Here is a 22,342-nt window from a genome sequence, read left to right as displayed (position 1 = left end):
AGGGTAGGGAAGTATTTTTATAGAAGCTGATTCTTTTAAATGATTAGTAAGTCAAGTTAAAATTCAGTTCCTGACAATGAAAAAGTGGCATTTTATTGGTTTGGGTGTGGCGGTGATTTTGTTATCATCTTTCTCATGGCTGGGATTTTTCGACCATCAGGTGGATTATAATGAGGAGGTTAAGCCAATATTGAACAAAAACTGCATGGGCTGCCATGGCGGTGTCAAGCAGGCTGGCGAGGTCAGTTTTCTGTTTGAACATGAAATGCTGGAACCCGGAAAATCTGGTAAAATTCCTGTGGTTCGTGGTGATGCCGATGCCAGTGAAATGATACGACGGATTTTGTCAAAAGATCCGGACGAGATGATGCCCAAAGGTGGCGCTCCTTTGAAAGAAGAGGATATTCAAATCTTGAAAAAATGGATTAACCAGGGTGCAAAATGGGAAACGCACTGGGCCTATAAAAGAATTGAAAAACCGGAAGTCCCTTCTAATAAAAATCTCTGGAATCTTTTTGGACTGATCAATACGGGAAATGCCAACTGGCCTAAAAACGAAATTGACGAATTTGTTCTTCAAAAATTAAAACAGGAAAAACTTTCACCTTCCCCCGAAGCAGATAAGGCGACCTTAATCCGTCGTGTAAGCCTGGATCTTACCGGCTTGCCTCCTACTGAAAAAGAAGTTGCTGATTTTGAAAAAGATAACTCGCCGGACGCTTTTGAAAAAGTGGTCGACGGGCTGTTAAAATCGCCTTCCTACGGTGAACGCTGGACTTCCATGTGGATGGATTTGGCGCGTTATGCCGATACCAAAGGTTACGAAAGTGACGGCGGCAGAAATATCTGGCGTTACCGGGATTATGTGGTGAAATCTTTCAATGCGGATAAACCATTCGATCAATTTACGATTGAGCAATTGGCCGGTGATCTGATGCCGGAAAAGAAAACGGGAATGCCGTCCGATGAAAATATGATCGCTACTGCTTTTCACCGGAATACAATGATCAACAATGAAGGTGGAACGGACGATGAAGAATTCCGCATAGCCGCTCAGATTGACCGGGTTAACACTACCTGGGAAGTTTGGCAGGGAACCACTTTCGCCTGTATTCAATGCCATAGTCATCCGTATGACCCGATTCCGCATGAGGATTATTACAAATACATGGCATTTTTCAACAATTCCCGCGACGAAGATGTGTGGGATGAATGGCCTAAACTTCGTTTTTATAAAGGCGATGATTCAGCAAGGGTTGAAAAAGTGAAATCCTGGATCACTAAACATGATCCAAAAGAGACACAAAAATTCACGCAGTTTATGCGTGTGATGGAGCCCAAAATTAATGCGCATAGTATCATCAAAGGAGACGAATCAACCGTTTTGCTGATTTCTTATTATGGTGTTAAGGATAAGGGAAATGCCAAAATTCCAAATGTTAACCTGACTGGTGCGGGAAATCTGGTGATGAATATTTCTACCAAAGCGGAAAATGCCGTTATGACTTTTCATCTGGATAAAATTGACGGACAAATTATTTCTACCGTAAATGTTCCGACCAAAGATACGGTTCTGGTCACGCCAATTCCAAAAATTTCAGGAAAACACGATATTTTTCTGACGCTGAAAAGTCCCAAAAATCCGACAGAATGGGTACGGATTACCTGGCTGGCTTTCCAGGAAGCCTTGCCCGGAGCTGGTGAACCGGAATATCCTGAAATTCTGAAAGATTACTCAACGATTCTAACCAAATCAACAGAAAGTATGCCCGTGGTTTGGGAAGGAACGGGAGATTTCGCCAGAAAAACCAATGTTTTTGTCAGAGGAAACTGGTCGGTGAAAGGAGCAGAAGTAAAACCGGATGTTCCTAAATTATTGGCACCCATGCCAAAGGATTATCCAAAAAACCGGCTTGGACTGGCAAGATGGATGGTCAGCCGTGATAATGCTCTTACATCAAGAGTTATTGTAAATCGCTTTTGGGAGCAGTTATTTGGTAGAGGCATTGTGGAAACTGTCGAAGATTTTGGCTCACAGGGAGCCGAACCTTCGCATCCGGAATTGCTGGATTGGTTGGCTGTAAACTTTATGGAGGAAAATCGTTGGAGCGTTAAAAAGCTTCTGAAAACGATGGTCATGTCTGCGACTTATCAGCAAAGTTCAAAATCGGATAAAGCCAGACAAGAGCAGGATCCTTATAACCGGTTTATTTCAAGAGGTCCGCGGGTACGATTGAGTGCTGAACAGGTTCGCGACCAGGCGATGGCTGCTTGTGGTCTGCTTTCCAAAAAAATGTATGGTCCAAGCGTAATGCCGCCGCAGCCGGAAGGCATCTGGTTATCTCCTTACAGCGGTGAAAGTTGGAAGGTTAGCGAAGGGGAAGATAAATACCGGAGAGCGGTTTACACGTATTGGAAACGTACGGCGCCCTATCCTTCCATGACAACTTTTGACGCGCCAAGCCGTGAATTTTGCCAGTCGCGGAGAATTTTGACAAATACGCCTTTGCAAGCCTTGGTTACTTTAAATGATCCTGTGTATCTGGAAGCGGCTGAAAAGCTTGCAACAACCATGCAAAAACGCGGAAAAACACCTGAACAGCAGCTTCGGGAAGGTTACAGACTTTTAACTTTCCAGCCGATTAACGATAAAAGTTTACAGGTTTTGGTGAAAATATATGGGGATGCCTTGAAATCTTACCGGGCCAAGCCATCTGACGTGGATAGTATTTTAGTTTACGGAAAAGAAAGAAAATCGCCTGAACTGGCCGCGCTGACAATTTCTGCCAATGTGATGCTAAACCTGGATAATGTGGTGACCAAGGAATAACCGGAGAAATTTTCTCTGATTCTAATACTGATTACAGCTATGGAAAAGTTATTAAAAGAATTACAACACGCTGATCTGCACAGCCAGACGCGCCGGCATTTTTTGCAGTCGGCCGGTTTTGGCCTGGGTGCTTTGGGATTAGGTTCGCTTTTAGTATCCTGTGGTAATTCTAATGCAGAAACAAGTGCGACAGCCGAAGCAATGGGAGCGAAGATTCCTCAATTTGCACCAAAGGCAAAACGGGTTATTTATATCCATATGGCAGGTGCGCCTTCGCAGCTTGAACTGTTTGATTATAAACCTGAACTGGAAAAATATCACGGGAAAGATTGTCCTGCTGAATTCCTGGAAGGAAAGAAATTTGCCTTTATCCAGGGTGTTCCAAAAATGTTGGGACCGCAGGGGAAATTCAATCAATATGGACAATCCGGAGCCTGGATGTCAGATTATATTCCTTATTTACAAACCGTTGCGGATGAAATTACATTCATCAAAGCCATGCATACGGATCAGTTTAATCACGCTCCTGCGCAGTTGTTATTGCATACCGGAAGCGCGCGGTTAGGTCGACCGAGTTTGGGTGCGTGGTCTGTGTATGGCTTAGGATCAGAGAATCAGAATTTGCCCGGATTTATTGTTTTGGCTTCCGGCGGCAGGCAACCGGATGCAGGAAAAAGTGTTTATGGCAGTGGATTTTTGCCATCAGTCTATCAGGGCGTGCAATGTCGAACGGGAGGAGATCCGGTTTTGTATGTGACCGACCCAAATGGTATGAACCGGAATATGCGGAAACAGACGATAGAAGCGATCAATGAAATTAATAAACAAACCTACGATGACGTAAAAGATCCGGAAATATTGACCCGGATCAGTCAGTATGAGATGGCGTTCCGGATGCAGATGTCTGTGCCCGAGGTGATGGACGTATCCAAAGAACCGCAGTTTATTCTGGATATGTATGGTGTAAAACCAGGCGAGGGAACGTTTGCAATGAATTGTCTTCTGGCAAGAAAACTGATTGAAAATGATGTGCGTTTTGTACAACTTTTTGACTGGGGCTGGGATGGCCACGGAACCACGGCAGGTGATAATATTGAAGGAGGTTTAAGAAATAAATGTAGGCTGTCAGACAAACCTGTTGCTGCTTTAATTCAGGATTTGAAAATGCGTGGTTTGCTCGATGAAACTTTAATTATCTGGGGAGCAGAATTTGGCAGGACACCGATGCAGGAAAACAGGAACGGTGTTGTAATGCCGTATATGGGCCGCGATCATCATTTGGAAGCTTTCACAATGTGGATGGCTGGCGGTGGTGTCAAAAAAGGCTATACCCATGGTGAAACGGATGAACTGGGATATTACGGCGTAAAAGACCGTGTTCATGTGCACGATTTACAAGCTACGATTCTGCATTTAATGGGCTTCGATCATGAAAAATTTACCTATCCGTTCCAGGGAAGAAATTTCAGATTAACCGATACCGAAGGAAAAGTGGTGAAAAATATTATTGCTTAACCGGATATAATCGATCAGTTGTCGTCTTAAGCCTGAAATCAAACTTTAATCCAATGCAAAATGATACCGTGCTTGCTTTCCGCATGCAATTAAATAAGGGAAACGAAGTTGAATACAAAAAAAGACATGATGAAATCTGGCCAGAGTTATCTGAACTCTTGAAAAATGCCGGCATTCAGGAATATTATATTTTTCTGGACGAGGTTACCCTGGCACTTTTTGCCTTTCAAAAGCTTTCGCCAGATGCAGATACTTCCGGATTATCTTCGTTGCCGATCATGAAAAAATGGTGGGACCATATGGCGGATCTGATGGAAGTTAATCCGGATAATTCTCCCAAAATTGTCGCTTGCCAGGAAGTTTTCCGGTTACAATAATTCAATGTTTTAATTTTTCTATGTCAACCCTCTTGCAAGCTTCAGACTGGACTTATTTTATCGGACGATTTCATCCGGTTCTGGTGCATTTGCCCATCGGATTTTTGCTGATCGCGGCACTTTTGGAAATTGGCAAACGAATCGGAAAGATCTCAGTCAGCGATTCATCTATCTCTTTTATACTGTTTTGGTCTGCTATTGGCGCGACAATGGCTTGTATTGCAGGCTATCTTTTATCGCTCGGCGGAGGGTATGATGAAGAATTATTGAGTGATCATCAATGGCAGGGAATCGGCGTTGCTGTTTTTGCCTGGATTGCGTGGTTATTAAAGTCAGGCAAGATTTTGATCGGTTCCGCTATTTATCTTCCCGCGTTAGGACTCTCTACGCTGCTAACATTTACCGCGGGACATGACGGCGGCTCGCTCACGCATGGAGACGGATATTTGACACAATATACACCTGAACCATTCCGGTCGCTGGCAGGAATTCCACCAAGAACTGAGGACAAAACAGAAATAAAACCTATTACTGATATCAATCAGGCAATTGTTTACAAAGATATTGTCCAGCCAATTTTAGAAATGCGCTGTGTGCAATGCCATAATGCGAATAAGCAAAAAGGTGGTTTACGGATGGATAATATGGTCATGTTGTTGAAAGGCGGTGAAGACGGGCCGGTATTTGTTTCTGGAAAAGCATTGGAAAGTGCCATGATCAAGCGCTGTCTGCTTCCTGAAAGTGATGATGACCATATGCCGCCAAAAGGAAAACCTCAGCTGTCAGAATCGCAAATTACGCTGCTCAGCTGGTGGATTGAACAAGGTGCTTCGGCAGATAAAAAAGTTTCTGATTTAAAAATTTCTGAACAGGTTAAGCCAGCTCTTACCTCATTAACTTCTGGTTCAGGAAGCGAAAATGCAAAAAGTGCAGACTCCCCGGTTTTAAGTTTACAGGTCCCAACACCTAATGAAAAAGCCTTGGAAGCTGTCAAAAAGGCTGGGCTACTGGTTATGCCGATTTCGCATGACAAGAATCTGTTGGAAGTGAGTGCTGTGAATGCCTCAGCTTTTGGGGATCAACAAATCAATTTATTTTCACCTTTATCGGAACAGATTATCTGGCTAAAACTGGGCGGTACCAAGGTGACTGATACATCCGTGAAAGAACTTGGCAAGTTAAAAAATCTAAATAAACTACATTTGGAATATACGGATGTTACCGATGCAGGTTTGACTTTGTTGAAAGATTTGCAATACCTGGAATACATTAATTTGGTCGGTACAAAAGTTACCGATGCTGGTTTAAGAACCCTCGCCTCTTCGAAAAGTCTGAAAAACATCTATATCTGGAAATCTGCGGTCACGGAAAATGGCGTTGCCGAAGTACAAAAATTACATCCGGATCTGCATATTATTAATGGATTTAATGAGGCCAAGGTTGCTGAGTTTCTAAAAGCAGGTGACACGTTGAAGCAAGCAGAAATATCGAAAACCAAATAAAATTGTCGCAGCCAGGTAGTTTCTAAAAGCACAGCGGCAGCGCTGCGAAATATTTGTAGATGTGATTTTTCCCAAAGTCAGGAAAAGGTGCAGCGCACTGAAATAAACATTATCCGCAATATATCAATGGATTACCATAATTTAATTTGTTTCCATATTCCATTACGAAATGAATCGTAGAAAATTTATGAGCACTGCAATAACCGGATTAGGCACCTTATCAGCCATAGAAACAATCGCGCAAGAACATGCTCCTTCGTTTGAAAAAGTGAATGCTGGTTCTATAAAAATCCTGGCTACAAACTGGGGTTATGAAGGAACCGTAGATGCCTTTTGCGCAGCTGCAAAAAAAGAAGGATATGATGGCGCAGAGTTTTGGTGGCCGCAGAATCAGAAGGATCGCGACGAGCTATTTGCAGCATTAAAAAAACACGATTTGCAAGTGGGATTTTTATGCGGTTCGGGATTAAAAGATTACGTAGCACATCTGGATTTTTTCAAAAAATCTATTGATGCTGCGACAACAAAATCAGAAATCAAACCACTTTATATCAATTGTCATAGCGGAAGAGACCATTTCAGTTATGATCAAAATAAAGCATTTATAGACCATACCAGCGAAGCTTCGGATAAAAGTGGCATTCCGATCTATCATGAAACGCATCGTGCAAGAATGCTATTTGCTGCACATATTGCAAAAAATTTTATCGAGAAAGATCCAAAATTGAAGTTAACGCTCGATATTTCGCACTGGTGTAATGTGGCGGAAACCTTATTGGAAGATCAGGAGGAAACGGTAAAACTGGCACTTTCACGGGCTGGCCATATCCATGCGCGTATCGGACACCCGGAAGGTCCGCAAGTAAATGATCCCCGCGCTCCGGAATGGGAATCTGCGCTGAAAGCACATTTGGCCTGGTGGGACGTTGTTGTGGAGAGGAAAATAAAAAGCGGAGAACAAATTACGTTTTTGACAGAATTTGGTCCTCCGCATTATATGCCAACCGTTCCTTTCACGAATCAGCCGTTAGCGAATCAATGGGAAATCAATGTTTTTATGATGCACCTGCTAAGAAAACGATATAGCAAATAGCTATAACTTTCTTTCCAAAAGCGTTAGAATGCTTTGCAAGCCTTGTGCATCTGTTTCGGAGAAATCATTCAACTGATCGCTGTCGACATCCAGAACCATGGCTACGGTCCCGTTTCTATGAAAAACAGGAAGAACGATCTCTGATTTCGAAGCAGAAGCACAGGCGATATGTCCGGGAAACTGATCTACATCCGGTACAATAATCGTTTTTTGCTGCGAGTAACATGCTCCGCAAACGCCTTTGTGGAAAGGTATACGTGTGCAGGCAATCGGTCCCTGGAATGGTCCCAGAACGAGTTGTCCCTCTTTTGCCACATAAAATCCAACCCAAAAAAATCCAAAAGCTTCTTTTAGTGCAGCAGCAATATTGGCAAGGTTTGCAGTCAGATCGCTTTCTGTTTCGATTAAACCATTGATCTGTGGTAACAAAGCGTCGTAAATTTCCTTACGATCCGTTCCAATGGGTATTATTAATTCTTCAGCCATTTCTTAGGTTGTACTATTTGATAAGTTGAACAGTAGTTTCTTTTAAAAAGTTGGACGAATAGGAAGTAATTTTCGTAAGCCAAACGCTAAAATTGTGTTATTTAGCACATTATTATCCCGTATCAATTGAACAAATGAATCACCGCCATATATTACTGATGGACGGCCCGGATCATAAAGGGCTCATTTATCAGGTAACACGTATACTTTTTGAGCATAATCAAAACATCATCCGAAATGATGAATATGTAAGTCCGTCAGCGTATTTTTTTATGCGGACGGAATTTGAAGGGGAAACGGATGCGACTGAATTATTGCAAATCCTACAAAAGAAACTGCCGGCTGGAATTAATCTGCGTTTAAATCCAAAAAAGAAAAAGGATATTGTTGTTCTGGTAACAAAGGAACACCATTGTCTGGGCGAATTATTGCTTCGATATGCCTTTGATGAGCTGGATGCCAATATTCTGGCTGTGTTCAGTAATTATAATACATTGCAGCCGCTGGTCAGCAAATTCGGGATACCTTTTCATTTCATCACACATGAAAACAAAACCCGTGAGGAACACGAAGAAGCGATTTTGAGAACACTGGATGTTTATCGTCCGGAATATCTTGTCTTGGCAAAGTATATGCGCATCATCACGCCTGAGTTTGTCAATCATTTTCCGGACAGAATCGTCAATATCCACCATTCCTTTTTACCGGCATTTATCGGTGCAAATCCCTATCGGCAAGCATACGAACGTGGTGTGAAAATCATTGGCGCAACGGCGCATTTTGTGAATAATGATCTGGATGAAGGTCCGATCATTGCTCAGGACGTGAAATCTGTTGACCACAGACAAACTGCAAGTGATATGTCAACGTTGGGAAGAGATACAGAAAAACGGGTATTAACGTCTGCTTTAAAGCTGGTTTTCAACGACCGCGTTTTCATTCATAACAACCGGACCATCATTTTATAAACAAGAAAAAAGCCCTTAGTCAGACTCACCGAGGGCTTTTTGTAATCTGATGGATGTTATTGATATGTAATGTTACAAAAAAGCATTGTAACATCAAATTCATATTCAGGTAATTATCCAAAATGATGTATGAAAAATATTAAGCGACGACAACCGTACGTGCCAAATCCACTAAATCTTTATCGTTAACTTCTTTCTTCAAATCGGCTACATCAAGGAATTTTTTGTAAAGATCATCCAGGATTGCTTTCTCAAAAGAGAAGCCTAAAAGCTCTAAACGGTGTTTTAAAGCGTGGCGGCCGCTGCGTGCTGTCAATACGATATCCGATTTATCAACACCCACATCCTGCGGGTTCATGATCTCGTAATTCAGCGTATTTTTTAAGTGGCCATCCTGATGAATACCTGACGAATGTGCGAAAGCATTACGTCCAACAATCGCTTTATTCGCCTGAACCGGCATGCGCATCATTTTTGATACCAACTGGCTGGTAGGGTAAATCAATTGCGAATTTACACCCGTTTCGTAACCTAGTTCTTTGTGAACATTTAAAGCCATTACTACTTCTTCCAAAGAAGTATTTCCGGCGCGCTCACCAATTCCATTCATGGTTACTTCCACCTGGCGCGCACCTTCACGGATACCAGCCAATGAGTTAGCAGTCGCTAAACCAAGATCATTATGGCAGTGAATAGAAATTGTTGCGTTATGAATTCCTTTTACGTTTTCGAAAATATATTTGATTTTGGCACCATATTCTTCCGGTAAGCAATATCCCGTTGTATCAGGAATATTTACCACCGTTGCACCCGCAGCGATCACAGCCTCAACCAATTGTGCCAGGAAAACAAGATCTGCCCTTCCTGCATCTTCGCAATAAAACTCTACGTCTTCTACTTTTCCTTTTGCATATTTAGTAGCAGCAATTGCTCTTTCAAGAATCTTCTCTCTTGTCGTATTGAATTTATGCTGAATATGAATATCTGATGAGCCGATTCCGGTATGGATGCGGCCTCTTTTTGCAAATTCAAGTGCATCTCCGGCAGCATCGATATCGCCGGTTACAGCGCGCGAAAGGGCACAAATAATTGGTTCGCGAACTGCTTTTGAAATTTCTACTACTGATCTGAAATCACCTGGACTTGAAATAGGAAATCCGGCTTCAATAACATCTACCCCCAGTTTTTCGAGTTGTGTAGCTACAATTATCTTTTCTTCTGTTGTCAATTGGCTTCCCGGTACTTGTTCGCCGTCGCGTAATGTTGTGTCGAAGATTTGAACTCGTTGACTCATTGTGGGTACTGTGATTAAAGATTGAATTACGAATTTACTAATTTTAGGACAATATAAAACCCTTTCCGTGTTAGAGAAAGGGTTTTTGATCTATTCAAGACAATGCCTTTCTCCTTGTTACGGGTTACTCTGAATGAGTAGAAAAATGCAATTGTCAATAAGTTTCATCTTTATTTTATTTGCGAAAATTCGCTGACTGCGATTTTCTTCTGCAAAGTACTAAGAAGATTTTGGTTGCACAAATCATTCTTAATGAAAATTCAAAAAAAGATGTATTTTATAATGAATCTTATTTTTTATATCAAATACGTTTCAAAATCTCTTCTCCAATCGCATCCGTTCCAAGAATAAATTCTGGTGCAGTGGTTGAATCAGCGATATCGCGTGTACGGAAACCAGCTTTCAAAACCTGGTCGATCGCCGAGATAATGGCGTCAGATTCAGCCTTCAAACCGAAAGAAATATCAAGCAGCAAAGCGGCAGAAAGTACCGAAGCCATTGGATTAGCAACACCCATACCAGTAATGTCATGTCCTGAACCGTGGATCGGCTCATAAACGCCTGTGCTGTCTCCTACCGAGGCAGAAGCCAACATGCCCATTGAACCAGCGATCTGACTTGCTTCATCTGTCAAAATATCACCGAATAAATTCGCTGTTACAACCACATCAAAACGGCGTGGATCTTTGATAAGCATCATCGCAGCCGAATCAACAAACTGATGTTCAACCGTAATGTCCGGATATTCAGGAGCAAGCGCCTGAACCACTTCACGCCAAAGTCTGCTTGTTTCCAAAACGTTTGCTTTGTCGACAGAACATAATTTTTTACCACGTGTACGGGCTGCTTCAAATGCTCTGCGCGCTATACGTTCTACTTCATAACGACTATATTCAGCGATGTCGTAAGCAGTATCTCCATCATTTTTGCGGCCTTTCTCTCCAAAATAAATATCACCAGTCAACTCACGGAAGAAAAGGATATCGGAACCTTTAAGGATTTCAGGTTTGATCGAAGAAGCACCCAATAGCTCATCGAAAAGTTTGATAGGGCGTAAATTGGCATATAAACCAAGTTCCTTACGCATTTTAAGCAAACCTTGCTCAGGGCGAACTTTTGCAGTTGGATCGTTATCATATTTCGGGTGACCAACGGCTCCGAATAAAATCGCATCAGAAGCACGCATTTTTTCTAAAGTTTCGTCCGGAAGTGGATTTCCTGTTGCTTCAATCGCAACGTGGCCCATTAATGCTTCGTCATAAGTAAATTCATGTCCGAATTTCTCAGCAATTTTAATCAAAACTTTTTTTCCAACTTCTGTAACTTCCTGCCCGATTCCGTCACCAGGTACTATTAAGATGTTCTTCTTCATTATTATGGTTAAAATTTATAATCCGCTGGCCGGCTAGTTGGCTTTACGGGTTATTATGGTTTTTGATTTAAATTTTATAGTATTCAGTATCAAGGTGATAGGCCGCCCCTACGGGGCTTAAAAGTTGTTGGGGGCGAATCACTTTTCTATAATAATATCATCCCTTCGGGATTAAAATCGCATATTGAAAATCCCGAAGGGATGACATTATTATAGAAATGGATAGATCGAACTAAGATTTTAACCCTGAAAGGGTGACATAACCTAATCTACTTTGATATTTTATATTTTTTGAAATTCCGAGTTAACCTCTTCCAACTTTGGGATCAAATTTAGCGCACTCGGCACACCCAGTAAATTCAACATTTTCTGTGTTGCCTGGATCGCAGAAACGGTCTGGTCAGAATCCAAACCTCTGGTTTTTACATCTTTACCGTTTATTTCCCAGGTGATAATTGTTTCGCAAAGCGCATCCGTTTTTCCTCCGGGCGGGATCCGTACGGTGTAATCCGTCAACATCGGCAATGAAATTCCTTTTTTCGCATAGATCTTTTTCAGCGCATTCATGAACGCATCATACTGACCGTCGCCCTGTGCATTTTCCTCAAAAATCTCATCACCAAAATTAATCTGCAAAGTTGCGGATGGTTTCAGATTTTTCGAATGTGTTAATACATAATTCAGAATGACAACCTTCTCTTCAATCGCGTTGCTATCAAGCACGTCAGAGATGATATACGGTAGATCTTCCGGCGTTACAACCTCTTTCCGGTCGCCCAGCTCGATGATCCGCTGAGTAACTTTTTTGATATCTGCATCCGATAATGTGATTCCGATATCTTTCAGGTTATTCTCAATATTCGCTTTTCCCGAAGTTTTACCCAATGCATAAGAACGCAATCTTCCAAAACGTTCCGGCATCAGATTACTGAAATAGAGATTATTTTTCTTATCTCCATCTGCATGAATACCAGCAGTTTGCGTAAAAACACTTTCGCCAACAATCGGCCGGTTAGAAGGAATTCTTATACCTGAAAATGTCTCAACAATCTTACTGATTTTATACAAGGACCGTTCAACAACCGAAGTCTCAACTTCCGGCATGAAATCATTTATAACGGCTATGGTACTCGCCAAAGAAGCATTTCCAGCTCTTTCGCCCATACCATTAACGGTTAAATGAAGTCCATGTGCACCTGCGCGAATTGCTTCCATTACGTTGGCAATGCTCAGATCATAATCGTTATGGGCATGAAATTCGAAATGATTGTCAGGATATCGATCGACGATTGATTTTACGAATTCATAAGATTCAGAAGGCGTAAGGATTCCCAGCGTGTCGGGCAGTAAAATCCGTTTTACAGGTTGTTTTGTCAAAAAGTCGAGCGCAGCAAAAACGTATTCACGGGAGGTACGCATACCATTACTCCAATCTTCAAGATAAACATTACAGCTTATGCCATTCGATTGTGCAAGTTCAATAACCTGTTCAATATCTTCAAAATGCTGCTGCGGAGTCTTTTTTAATTGAAAGGTGAGGTGATTTAAAGATCCTTTTGTTAGCAAATTCATCACTTTTGCACCCGAATTGAGCATCCAGTTAATGGACGCGTCACCATCAACAAAAGTCAAAACTTCGATTTTATCAATAAAACCGTTTTGATTTGCCCAGTTTGTAATTTTTTTAACCGCTTCAAATTCTCCTTCGGAAACACGTGCCGAAGCGATTTCTATGCGGTCAACTTTTACTTCTTGCAACAAGAGCTGAGCTATCGTCAGCTTTTCAGATGCGGAAAACGACACACCGGATGTTTGTTCTCCATCCCGGAGTGTCGTGTCCATTATTTCTATGTAGCGTTTATTCATGGGGCAGTCGGCTTTCGGCAGTCGGCAGTCGGCTATCAGCCAAAAACGCTGATTGCCGATTGCCGATAACTGATAGCTATTTAGTATAGTCGCTGTGCTTCAAATTCCGTGATATCGCTTTTCATCGCCTGCAAATAATCAATATCATCAAAACCATTGATCATATTGTGTTTTTTGTAGCCATTGATATCAAACTTTTCGTTTTCGCCCGATGCAACGATTGTGATCGTTTGTTCCGGAAGATTTACTTCAAGTTCTGCGTTTGGATCTGCTTCAATAGCCTGGAATATTTTGTCAAGGAATTCTTCACTTACCTGAACTGGTAAGATTCCGATATTCAGCGAGTTACCTTTGAAAATATCTGCAAAGAAACTTGATACTACACAACGGAAACCATAATCGTAAATTGCCCAGGCAGCATGTTCACGGCTGGATCCGCTTCCGAAGTTGCGTCCGCCTACAAGGATTTTACCGGAATAAATCGGGTTGTTTAATACGAAATCCTGTTTCGGAGTATCATCGCCATTGTAGCGCCAGTCTCTGAAAAGATTATCTCCAAAACCTTCACGTTTTGTAGCTTTGAGAAAACGCGCTGGTATGATCTGATCCGTATCAACGTTTTCAATCGGCAAAGGAACTGCCGTACTTTTTAATATGGTGAATTTATCGTAAGCCATTTTTATTTTTTTAGGTTACACAGAGGTTCACTGAGGTTGAAAGAGGGACACAGAAATTCTGTTTTTTATCAAACCCAAGCTCCCCGTGGCTCTCTTTTTAACTCCATGGTTCTCTGTGTCACGGTCAGTTTATGAATCTTTTTATACCGTTTTTTAATACTGAAACATTGAAATTGATTAACAGGCCTGCGTTCATTTCGGAAAATCTCATATATGTGAGAATTTGAGCTGTATGAACGTTATTAATAACTTCAACACTTTTCAATTCTACTACTACCTGATTTTCAACTATGAAATCCATTCGGTAACCATATTCAATTTGAATTTCTTTATATCGAACTGGTAGTGCCTTTTGTCTTTCAAAATACAAACCCGCATTGCTTAACTCGTAAGCCAGGCATTCTTCATAAGCAGATTCAAGTAACCCAGGACCTAGTTCCTTATGAATTTCAATACAACACCCAATAATCTCTCCGGTAATTTCATTAATTTCCATTATTCCTTGTGGTTATGATTCAACATCATATACCACAAACTGATATTCAGGTCACACAGGATAGACTAGTAATGTTTATTTTAACACAACCTCTGTGGTTCTCTTTGTTGACTCTGAGAACCTCTGTGTAACCTTCACCGGTTAAAGCAAGTCGCGCGGATCAGTAACAACTCCCGTTACCGCCGCTGCCGCTGCAACCAATGGACTAGCCAAAAGCGTACGTGCTCCCGGGCCCTGACGACCTTCGAAGTTGCGGTTTGAGGTACTTACTGCATACTTACCTGCTGGTATTTTATCATCATTCATCGCGAGACATGCTGAGCAGCCAGGCTGACGAAGTTCGAAACCTGCTTCGGTTAAGATGTCAAGAATTCCTTCTTCTTTGATTTGCGCTTCAACGATATGTGAACCGGGTACTACCCAGGCAGTTACGTTATCCGCTTTTTTACGTCCTTTTACGATCGATGCAAAAGCGCGGAAATCTTCGATACGGCCGTTTGTGCAGCTCCCGATAAATACATAGTCAATCTTTTTGCCCAACATCGATTCATTTTCATGGAAGCCCATGTAAATCAACGATTTGTCATATGTCGCTTTTCCGCCCTCTACTGATTCCGCCGTTGGGATATTCAATGAAATCCCCTGACCCATTCCCGGATTTGTTCCGTATGTGATCATTGGTTCGATATCTTCTGCGTTAAAAGTATATTCTTTGTCAAAAACAGCACCTTCATCTGTTTTCAAAGTTTTCCAGTAAGCCAACGCTTTGTCCCATTTCTCACCTTTTGGAGCTTGGTCGCGGCCTTCGATATAATCGAAAGTAGTCTGATCAGGAGAAATCATACCACCACGGGCACCCATTTCGATACTCATGTTACAAACCGTCATACGGCCTTCCATCGACATATTTTCAAAAACATCACCAGCATATTCGACGAAATAACCCGTAGCGCCTGCTGTTGTCAGTTTTGAAATAATGTATAGCGTAACGTCTTTTGGAGTAACCGCCTTACCTAATTTTCCATTTACGTTTACACGCATTTTTTTAGGTTTTGGCTGCATAATACACTGAGAAGAAAGTACCATTTCAACCTCAGAAGTACCAATTCCGAAAGCAATAGCACCAAATGCACCGTGTGTAGATGTATGTGAATCACCACAAACAATCGTCATTCCAGGAAGTGTAATTCCGTTTTCAGGACCGACTACGTGAACGATACCATTTTTTACATTACCAAGTCCCCAATGCGAAATACCGTATTTCGCAGAGTTTGACTCCAATGCATCCAGCTGTTTTGCAGAAAGTGGATCCTGTACAGGAAGGTGTTGGTTGATAGTAGGCGTGTTATGATCGGCCGTTGCGAAAGTACGGTTCGGATAAATAACACCAACATTTCTGCTTTCAAGTCCCAGGAATGCAACCGGACTGGTTACTTCATGGATAAAATGACGGTCGATAAAAAATACGTCCGGGCCATCTTCAATTTTACGAACAACGTGTGAATCCCACACTTTGTCAAAAAGGGTACTCGCTTGATTACTCATTCTCAATTTATGGTGAAATAGGTACCTAATATTTTTGTGACTGATTGACAGCTAAAAGACTGCTTAGACCGGAAGTCGACCGGTAAAATAATCAGGAAAACAAATTTCACCAGAATACTTCAAATAAGTATGACGGGAAACGTTCAAAAAATAGTGTTTTTGGTTTGAGGAGGTGGGTTGGGCGGAAATCTTTATCGTTTTCTGGGAATTTTTTAAAAATAGATTGGGTGAGTACTATTTATTGTCAAGTATGACAGTCAAGGTTTCTTGAAGTGGACGTAAATGGATTTCAACAATTCTCCATATAATTTCATAATCAATTCCCGCATAATCGTGAACTAAAATATGCCGGGATCTGATGATTCTCATCCATTCGATTTCAGGATAAAGTTCGCGGATAGCCTTAGGAACTCTATTTGCGGCTTCGCCTAATACTTGCAGATTTCTTATGACTGCGTCTCTCGTCTTACGATCTGCAATGAAATCATCAAAGTTAAAACCTTCTGTATATTTATAGATGTGAGTCACTGAATCAAGCATGTCTTCCAGTAATAATCTTGGAATGCGCTCAGACATAGATCAAATCTTTTTCTATGTGTGGAAACATTGACGGCTTTATTGCCTTCCTGCTTACCAAATCGACTTTTTGGTGTAATACATCTTCTAATTCCATAGCCAAATCGATAAACTCGAAACCTACCGGGCTTGAAAATTCCACCATAATATCGACATCACTTTTTTCCTTTGCCTCATTCCTCGCGTAGGATCCGAACAACGCCATTGACTTTAAAGGATATTTTTTAAAGAAATGGCTCTTGTTTTTTTGAAGTGTCTGAAGAATTGGCTGCGTTTCCATACTGTGTGTCTTTGAAAGTATAAACAAAGATAATAAATTGATAGAGAATATGATTACGCTGGAAACTACCCATGCTTCTTCGGCGTCACTCCAAACTTTTCCTTATACATTTTTATAAAATGCGACACACTTTCATACCCAATTTCCGTACTGATTTCCGTCACGTTTTTGGTATTATTCCTTAACAAAAAGTCAGCGTAATCCAATCGTTTATTTTTCAGCCAAAGCGCAGGTGAGGTTTTGAATTCTTCCTGAAAATCTCGTTTGAAAGCGGATAGACTTCTGCCGGATAATCTGGCGAGTTCGTTTAACGTAAGCGGTTTGAGGTAATAACTGTTCATTAAAAATGACAGATCCACTTTCTCTCCAATATACAAACTGTAAAGATTCGCTCTAAGTTGTTTCGATTTATCCAATTCCAGTAAATGAAGTAGTAATTCTTGGAATTTCAGCCGGAGAAAATGGTTTTTTAATTCTGTTCTTGATTTGAAATATGGAAAAACAGATTGAATAAATTTTTCAAAATTCTCATCTGATTTCAGCGGGAGAATAGGATTTTCGAGGGTATTTGTTGCTTCGTCAGGATTAAAAAGTTCGGGGTGAAGATTCACAAATTCCCTCAACAACTTTTCATCAAAAAAGAAAACCAGACTTTTGTACGATTCATTGATTGATTCAGACATCAGATAAAACCCACGCTGAATAAAAAGGATATCTCCTTTTTCAACATAAACTTCCTGCGTCGGGCTGCTGAATTTTTTTTCACCTTCCAGAACCACAATGACTGCATGTTCTTCAAAGAAAACCTCGTAACGGGATGGATATACTTCATTGCGATAAGCAACAAAAGTCATATCCTGAATCTTTAAGGATTCAAATTCCTGGGAGCTTATGTGGGAAGGGACGCGTAGCAATTTTTTTTAATTATTGTTCTCTTTCAATGATTAACTTTATCCAAAGTAAATTGAAAGGAACCTCTGTTAGAATGGCGTCCCAGAGAAGGGCATAATCAATTCCCCAATAATGGTGAATCATACGATCTCTCAATCCTGCAAATCCCCGCCAGTCAAATAGAGGGTACTTAATTCTGACATCATCCGGCACTCTTTTGGAAGCTTCGCCTATTATTTCAAAACTTCTTACAATTGCTTTTGTAAGTAAATCGTTATTTACAAACTCTTCGAAGTCAAGATCAGACGTATTTTTTTTAATAAAAATAAGCTCACCTTCTATATGCTGCAAAAATTCAATCAGTGAAGGTGACATATTCTATTTCTTCTTGAACGTTTCTTTTAACAAATGAGGCTAACGACTCCCAAGTCACAAGTTCAACTTTTCTATTTAGTAAAGTTTCCAGATAATCAGCGAGGTTCATGAAATTTCGGTAGGTTTTTTTGCCTTCCTTAAATTCAACAATAAGATCAACGTCACTTCCATCTTTTTGCTCTTCACGAACAAATGATCCAAATAGGCCGATCCTTTCAGCGCCTAGTTGCTGAATAGCAGGTTTGTGATTTTGAATCAATTTAAAAACCTCTTGTTTGTTCTGCACCATGCCTAATTGTAGATTATAAAATATAAATTTAATATTTTATAATTAAATACAGCTATTTAAACCATAAACTGAAACAAATCCGGCTGATCATTCAGATATTCATACACAACCCTATTCTCATTCATCCGCTCGATCAACGGCTCAAAATCTTCACGGTTTTTCAATTCAATACCTACTAATGCAGGACCTTGTTCGCGATTCGTTTTTTTTACGTATTCAAATCGTGCGATATCGTCATTTGGTCCAAGCACATTTAAAAACTCACGAAATGCGCCGGAACGTTGCGGGAAACGGATGATGAAATAATGTTTTAATCCTTCGTAAAGAAGCGAACGTTCCTTAATTTCTTCCGTGCGGGTAATGTCATTATTTCCGCCACTAATTAATGCGACGACATTTTTTCCTTTAATCTCATCTTTTACCATGTCGAGTGCAGCCACGGTTAATGCACCGGCTGGCTCGGCTACAATCGCCTCTTCGTTATATAATTGAAGAATAGTCGAGCAAACTTTTCCTTCCGGAACCAGTAAAACTTTATCCAGACTTTTGCTGCAAATGTCGAAAGTAATATCTCCGGCACGACGAACGGCCGCTCCGTCTACGAATTTGTCAATGTGATCCAAAGTTACCACATGGCCTTCTTCAATTGATTTTTGCATCGTTGGAGAACCAAGTGGCTCCACACCGATCAATTGTGTTTTTGGAGAAAGTTGTTTGAAAACCGTCGAAATGCCAGAAGCCAATCCCCCGCCGCCAATGGCCATTAACAGATAATCAATTCTGAAATTGGCATCTTTGAATATTTCCAAACCTACCGTTCCCTGTCCTTCAATAACCTGTAAATCATCAAAAGGATGAACAAAAGTGGCGTTATTTTCTTTTTGATATTCAACCGAAGCATGGTAAGCATCATCGTAAGTATCGCCTACCAAATGCACATCAACCCACTCTTTTCCAAACAAACGAACCTGTTTCACCTTCTGGGCCGGCGTAGTGGTTGGCATAAAAATGGCACCTTTCACTTCCATTTTTCGGCACGCATAAGCAACGCCCTGCGCATGATTTCCCGCACTCGCACAAACCACACCTCCCGCTAATGCCTCCGCACTCAGACTTGCCATTTTATTATAAGCGCCTCTGATTTTATAGGAACGAACTGTTTGAAGATCTTCTCTTTTTAGATAGATATTAGCTTCATACTGCTCCGATAAATGAGCGTTATAAAGTAATGGAGTGTGATTTATGATTCCACGAAGCCTTTCGGCAGCGAGGAAAATGTTGTCGAGTGTTGGGGATGTCTGAGATGAAGGATTCATTATTTCGGAGTGCAATGACTATTTATTGACCAAAAAACAATTCGAAAATGAGTTTTGGATCTTTATTATGGTGTTCGGCAATATCTTTAACGATACCGCGTAAAGTATTTATTTTTATGGGTTTGTGATCAGGAATGCTGATATGGTGCTGACCATTTAAAGTAGTGGTTGCTCTCATGTGACTACCTACCTGTCTGGTTTTTTCATATCCAAAATGTTTGCTTCAAAGTTTTAATAAATCTCTTCCTGAAATATCGGTTGGGATTTTCATCAGACGATTGCTAAAACTTCATCTTTTACAAAATGAAGATGAGCGATTTTAGGTTTGTCGGCAGGATCATCAAAATGACATTCAAGAACTTCCTGAATATTACTTTTCAGTTCTTCCATAGTTTCTGCCTCAGTAAAAATGGATACGCCTAATGCCCTGGCTGTATATCCGCCTTCTTCGGCTTCGTTTATTAGGAAAACGATCTCTTTCATGATTTCATCTTTGTTACTTACCAAATATACATTTTTTTGAATCAGACAGCAATTTGAGCTTTCGCATTAACAACAGGGCAAACCACAATCAACCACAAATCTAAATTGATAAAATGTGGAGGATAAACAAACAGATTTCAATGCTAAAAAAGTACCCCTGACTCTTAACGAAATCAGGGGTATATATTTTTCAAATTTCAAAAAAGAAATCCAATTCAAAATCAATGAATTATCCGCGCTCCGGACGAAGGCTACGTACCGTAGCACCTGCCTGCCAGATTTCTGATTCACGAAGTTCAGCTAGTTCTTCTTCCAATTTCACACGGTAGTCAGGTTGTGAGTTACGCGTGATAGAAATTGTAGCTTGCTCTCCCGATTTTACTGAGTTGTAAAGTTGTTCGAAAACAGGTTTTGTAGCGTCACGGAAAGGTTTCCACCAATCCAAAGCACCACGTTGTGCTGTTGTAGAGCAGTTTGCGTACATCCAGTCCATACCGTTTTCGGCAACAAGAGGCATCAATGATTGCGTCAATTCTTCAACTGTTTCATTGAAAGCTTCTGATGGCGTGTGTCCGTTTGAACGAAGAACTTCATACTGAGCAGCAAAAATTCCCTGGATAGCACCCATTAAAGTACCACGCTCGCCTGTAAGGTCAGACGTAACTTCACGGTAGAAATCAGTTTCGAACAAATATCCTGAACCAACACCGATACCCATTGCGATACATTTTTCACGTGCTTTACCAGTTGCATCCTGGAACACAGCGAAAGATGAGTTCAAACCTTTTCCTTCTACGAACAAACGACGAAGAGAAGTTCCTGATCCTTTTGGCGCTACAAGATATACATCTACGTCAGCAGGAGGAACGATTCCAGTCTGGTCTTTATAAGTTACACCGAAACCATGTGAGAAATACAATGATTTTCCGGCAGTCAAATTAGCCTTAACAGTTGGCCATAATTCGATTTGAGCGGCGTCAGAAAGCAAATAGCAAATTATAGTACCTTTTTGCAAAGCTTCTTCAAGTTCGAAAAGTGTTTCGCCAGGAACCCATCCGTCAGCAACCGCTTTATCCCATGATTTACCACCTTTACGTTGTCCAACGATTACGTTAAATCCGTTGTCACGCATGTTTAAGCTTTGACCAGGACCTTGAACACCGTATCCGATCACGGCAATGGTTTCAGTAGATAGTACTTCGCGGGCTTTTTCTAGTGGGAACTCTTCGCGGGTAACTACTTCTTCTTCGACCCCGCCGAAATTTAATTTTGCCATTGATTATTAATTGAATTATTGATTACTTAATTAAAGGACAATATTACTAAAAATGGATTTGATATTTCTTTGTTAACATTTGCCAGACAGGCAACTCCTACGGAGTTTTGTCAAGTCGGGAATTATTTGGTTCTATAAACAGGCAGCCCTTCCAGGGCTTTCTACTCAAAATTTGCTATTTAAATTGCTTAATCCAGTGCTTCGGAGAAGCATCCTGTTTATAGCAATCATGATTGTTATTCTAAAATGGCCTCTGTAATAGCCTCCTGATTTAGGATAAGACACAAACACAACTCCTACATATAATATTCCCATTCCGCTTCCGGCAGGTAATCCACCAGTGTCTGAGGAGATTTGCTTACTGCAACTCGTCCTGAGCGTACGAATTCAAGAATTTCGTGTGGTTTGATATAGTTGAAGAATTCGAAAATTTCTTCTTCCGTACCTGTTTTCTGAATGATCACATAAGTCAGGTGCCAATATACTACCCAGGCTTTATATACTTTGTTAATCGTTTCAATATCAAGAGGTTTTGCTCCGATTGGCGTTGAAATTTTAAACATCGCAATTTCATTGTAAGCAATATCATCGTTCAGATAACCAAAAACGGCAAGCACTTCGATGATCTTACGGATCTGGCGAACCAGTTTTTCAACAGCCTCACGCGATTCATGACGAATGACGATGGTGAAGCGGGATATACCCTTACGCTCCGTTTCCGAAACAGTCAGACTGTCGATGTTAATACGGCGACGGGTGAAAATGGTTGTGATCTTGTTTAATATCCCAATCGTATTTTCCGTAAATACGCAAATGGTGTAAGTTGTCATGATTC

At 40.9% G+C, this 22,342-nt stretch carries 22 protein-coding genes and 1 pseudogene; 6 read left to right on the top strand and 17 right to left on the bottom strand.

Translation table 11 applies throughout. The annotated features are described in order from the left end of the window. Nucleotides 1-76 precede the first annotated feature (76 nt). The 5 genes from LXL81_RS27495 to LXL81_RS27475 all read left to right on the top strand — a co-directional run bounded on the left by LXL81_RS27495 (nt 77) and on the right by LXL81_RS27475 (nt 7,317). Nucleotides 77-2,830: a DUF1553 domain-containing protein gene (locus tag LXL81_RS27495; RefSeq protein ID WP_234650999.1), complete on the top strand. Its 2,754-nt coding sequence runs from the start codon at nt 77-79 to the stop codon at nt 2,828-2,830. A 39-nt stretch (nt 2,831-2,869) separates the two neighbouring features. Further along, entirely contained in the window at nt 2,870-4,345 is a 1,476-nt protein-coding gene (locus LXL81_RS27490) for a DUF1501 domain-containing protein (RefSeq protein WP_234650998.1), read from the top strand. A 53-nt stretch (nt 4,346-4,398) separates the two neighbouring features. Continuing rightward, on the top strand, nt 4,399-4,722 hold the full coding sequence (gene rhaM / locus LXL81_RS27485; protein ID WP_234650996.1) for an L-rhamnose mutarotase: 324 nt from the start codon (nt 4,399-4,401) through the stop codon (nt 4,720-4,722). A 20-nt stretch (nt 4,723-4,742) separates the two neighbouring features. Continuing rightward, the gene (locus tag LXL81_RS27480) at nt 4,743-6,224 is read left to right on the top strand and encodes a c-type cytochrome domain-containing protein (RefSeq protein ID WP_234650994.1); all 1,482 of its coding nucleotides are present in this window, start codon (nt 4,743-4,745) and stop codon (nt 6,222-6,224) included. Between the two features lie 187 nt (nt 6,225-6,411). Beyond that, nucleotides 6,412-7,317 carry a sugar phosphate isomerase/epimerase gene (locus LXL81_RS27475; RefSeq protein WP_234650991.1) on the top strand — a complete coding sequence of 302 codons (906 nt, stop codon included), beginning with the start codon at nt 6,412-6,414 and terminating at the stop codon, nt 7,315-7,317. Here the strand turns inward: LXL81_RS27475 and LXL81_RS27470 are convergent, their stop codons facing one another. Beyond that, on the bottom strand, nt 7,318-7,803 hold the full coding sequence (locus LXL81_RS27470) for a GAF domain-containing protein (RefSeq protein ID WP_234650989.1): 486 nt from the start codon (nt 7,801-7,803) through the stop codon (nt 7,318-7,320). Between the two features lie 134 nt (nt 7,804-7,937). Between LXL81_RS27470 and purU the strand changes: the two genes are divergently transcribed. Then, on the top strand, nt 7,938-8,771 hold the full coding sequence (gene purU / locus LXL81_RS27465) for a formyltetrahydrofolate deformylase (protein ID WP_255713969.1): 834 nt from the start codon (nt 7,938-7,940) through the stop codon (nt 8,769-8,771). Between the two features lie 139 nt (nt 8,772-8,910). On the opposite strand, the gene LXL81_RS27460 is transcribed toward purU, so the two are convergent. The 16 genes and pseudogenes from LXL81_RS27460 to ilvN form a co-directional block, all read right to left on the bottom strand. Continuing rightward, nucleotides 8,911-10,065 (bottom strand): 2-isopropylmalate synthase, encoded by a 1,155-nt coding sequence (locus LXL81_RS27460; protein WP_234650987.1) that lies wholly within the window; start codon nt 10,063-10,065, stop codon nt 8,911-8,913. Between the two features lie 301 nt (nt 10,066-10,366). Further along, nucleotides 10,367-11,437, bottom strand: a complete 1,071-nt coding sequence (gene leuB / locus LXL81_RS27455) for a 3-isopropylmalate dehydrogenase (protein WP_234650985.1) — start codon at nt 11,435-11,437, stop codon at nt 10,367-10,369. 282 nt (nt 11,438-11,719) lie between these two features. Then, on the bottom strand, nt 11,720-13,303 hold the full coding sequence (locus LXL81_RS27450; RefSeq protein WP_234650983.1) for an alpha-isopropylmalate synthase regulatory domain-containing protein: 1,584 nt from the start codon (nt 13,301-13,303) through the stop codon (nt 11,720-11,722). An 80-nt stretch (nt 13,304-13,383) separates the two neighbouring features. Next, nucleotides 13,384-13,980 (bottom strand): 3-isopropylmalate dehydratase small subunit, encoded by a 597-nt coding sequence (gene leuD / locus LXL81_RS27445; protein ID WP_234650982.1) that lies wholly within the window; start codon nt 13,978-13,980, stop codon nt 13,384-13,386. A gap of 124 nt (nt 13,981-14,104) precedes the next feature. Continuing rightward, the gene (locus LXL81_RS27440; RefSeq protein WP_234650980.1) at nt 14,105-14,476 is read right to left on the bottom strand and encodes a GxxExxY protein; all 372 of its coding nucleotides are present in this window, start codon (nt 14,474-14,476) and stop codon (nt 14,105-14,107) included. 141 nt (nt 14,477-14,617) lie between these two features. Then, a complete protein-coding gene (gene leuC, locus LXL81_RS27435) occupies nt 14,618-16,021 on the bottom strand; it encodes a 3-isopropylmalate dehydratase large subunit (protein ID WP_234650978.1) in 1,404 nt (467 codons plus the stop codon). 234 nt (nt 16,022-16,255) lie between these two features. After that, nucleotides 16,256-16,597: a DUF86 domain-containing protein gene (locus LXL81_RS27430; protein WP_234650977.1), complete on the bottom strand. Its 342-nt coding sequence runs from the start codon at nt 16,595-16,597 to the stop codon at nt 16,256-16,258. Beyond that, entirely contained in the window at nt 16,590-16,877 is a 288-nt protein-coding gene (locus LXL81_RS27425; protein ID WP_234650975.1) for a nucleotidyltransferase family protein, read from the bottom strand. The genes LXL81_RS27430 and LXL81_RS27425 overlap by 8 nt, the downstream gene beginning before the upstream one ends. 65 nt (nt 16,878-16,942) lie before the next feature. Then, nucleotides 16,943-17,791 carry a helix-turn-helix transcriptional regulator gene (locus LXL81_RS27420; RefSeq protein ID WP_090340628.1) on the bottom strand — a complete coding sequence of 283 codons (849 nt, stop codon included), beginning with the start codon at nt 17,789-17,791 and terminating at the stop codon, nt 16,943-16,945. 10 nt (nt 17,792-17,801) lie between these two features. Further along, nucleotides 17,802-18,143, bottom strand: coding sequence for a DUF86 domain-containing protein (locus tag LXL81_RS27415; protein ID WP_234650972.1), 342 nt, complete (start codon nt 18,141-18,143; stop codon nt 17,802-17,804). After that, on the bottom strand, nt 18,124-18,432 hold the full coding sequence (locus tag LXL81_RS27410; RefSeq protein WP_234650970.1) for a nucleotidyltransferase family protein: 309 nt from the start codon (nt 18,430-18,432) through the stop codon (nt 18,124-18,126). The genes LXL81_RS27415 and LXL81_RS27410 overlap by 20 nt, the downstream gene beginning before the upstream one ends. 56 nt (nt 18,433-18,488) lie before the next feature. Next, on the bottom strand, nt 18,489-19,748 hold the full coding sequence (gene ilvA, locus LXL81_RS27405) for a threonine ammonia-lyase IlvA (protein WP_234650968.1): 1,260 nt from the start codon (nt 19,746-19,748) through the stop codon (nt 18,489-18,491). Nucleotides 19,749-19,770: 22 nt separating this feature from the next. After that, nucleotides 19,771-19,956, bottom strand: a pseudogene (locus LXL81_RS27400) (hypothetical protein); the annotation flags it as partial. 62 nt (nt 19,957-20,018) lie between these two features. Next, entirely contained in the window at nt 20,019-20,231 is a 213-nt protein-coding gene (locus tag LXL81_RS27395; RefSeq protein ID WP_234650963.1) for a type II toxin-antitoxin system HicB family antitoxin, read from the bottom strand. Nucleotides 20,232-20,460: 229 nt separating this feature from the next. Further along, nucleotides 20,461-21,507 (bottom strand): ketol-acid reductoisomerase, encoded by a 1,047-nt coding sequence (gene ilvC / locus LXL81_RS27390; RefSeq protein ID WP_234650961.1) that lies wholly within the window; start codon nt 21,505-21,507, stop codon nt 20,461-20,463. Between the two features lie 296 nt (nt 21,508-21,803). Beyond that, nucleotides 21,804-22,337 (bottom strand): acetolactate synthase small subunit, encoded by a 534-nt coding sequence (gene ilvN / locus LXL81_RS27385; protein ID WP_090340612.1) that lies wholly within the window; start codon nt 22,335-22,337, stop codon nt 21,804-21,806. Between the last annotated feature and the right edge of the window lie 5 nt (nt 22,338-22,342).

It is taken from the genome of Dyadobacter sp. CY356, assembly GCF_021440195.1.
Classification (GTDB): Bacteria; Bacteroidota; Bacteroidia; order Cytophagales; family Spirosomataceae; genus Dyadobacter.
The sequence above is the reverse complement of the archived record's forward strand: the minus strand, read 5'-3'. Positions and strand labels throughout refer to the sequence as shown.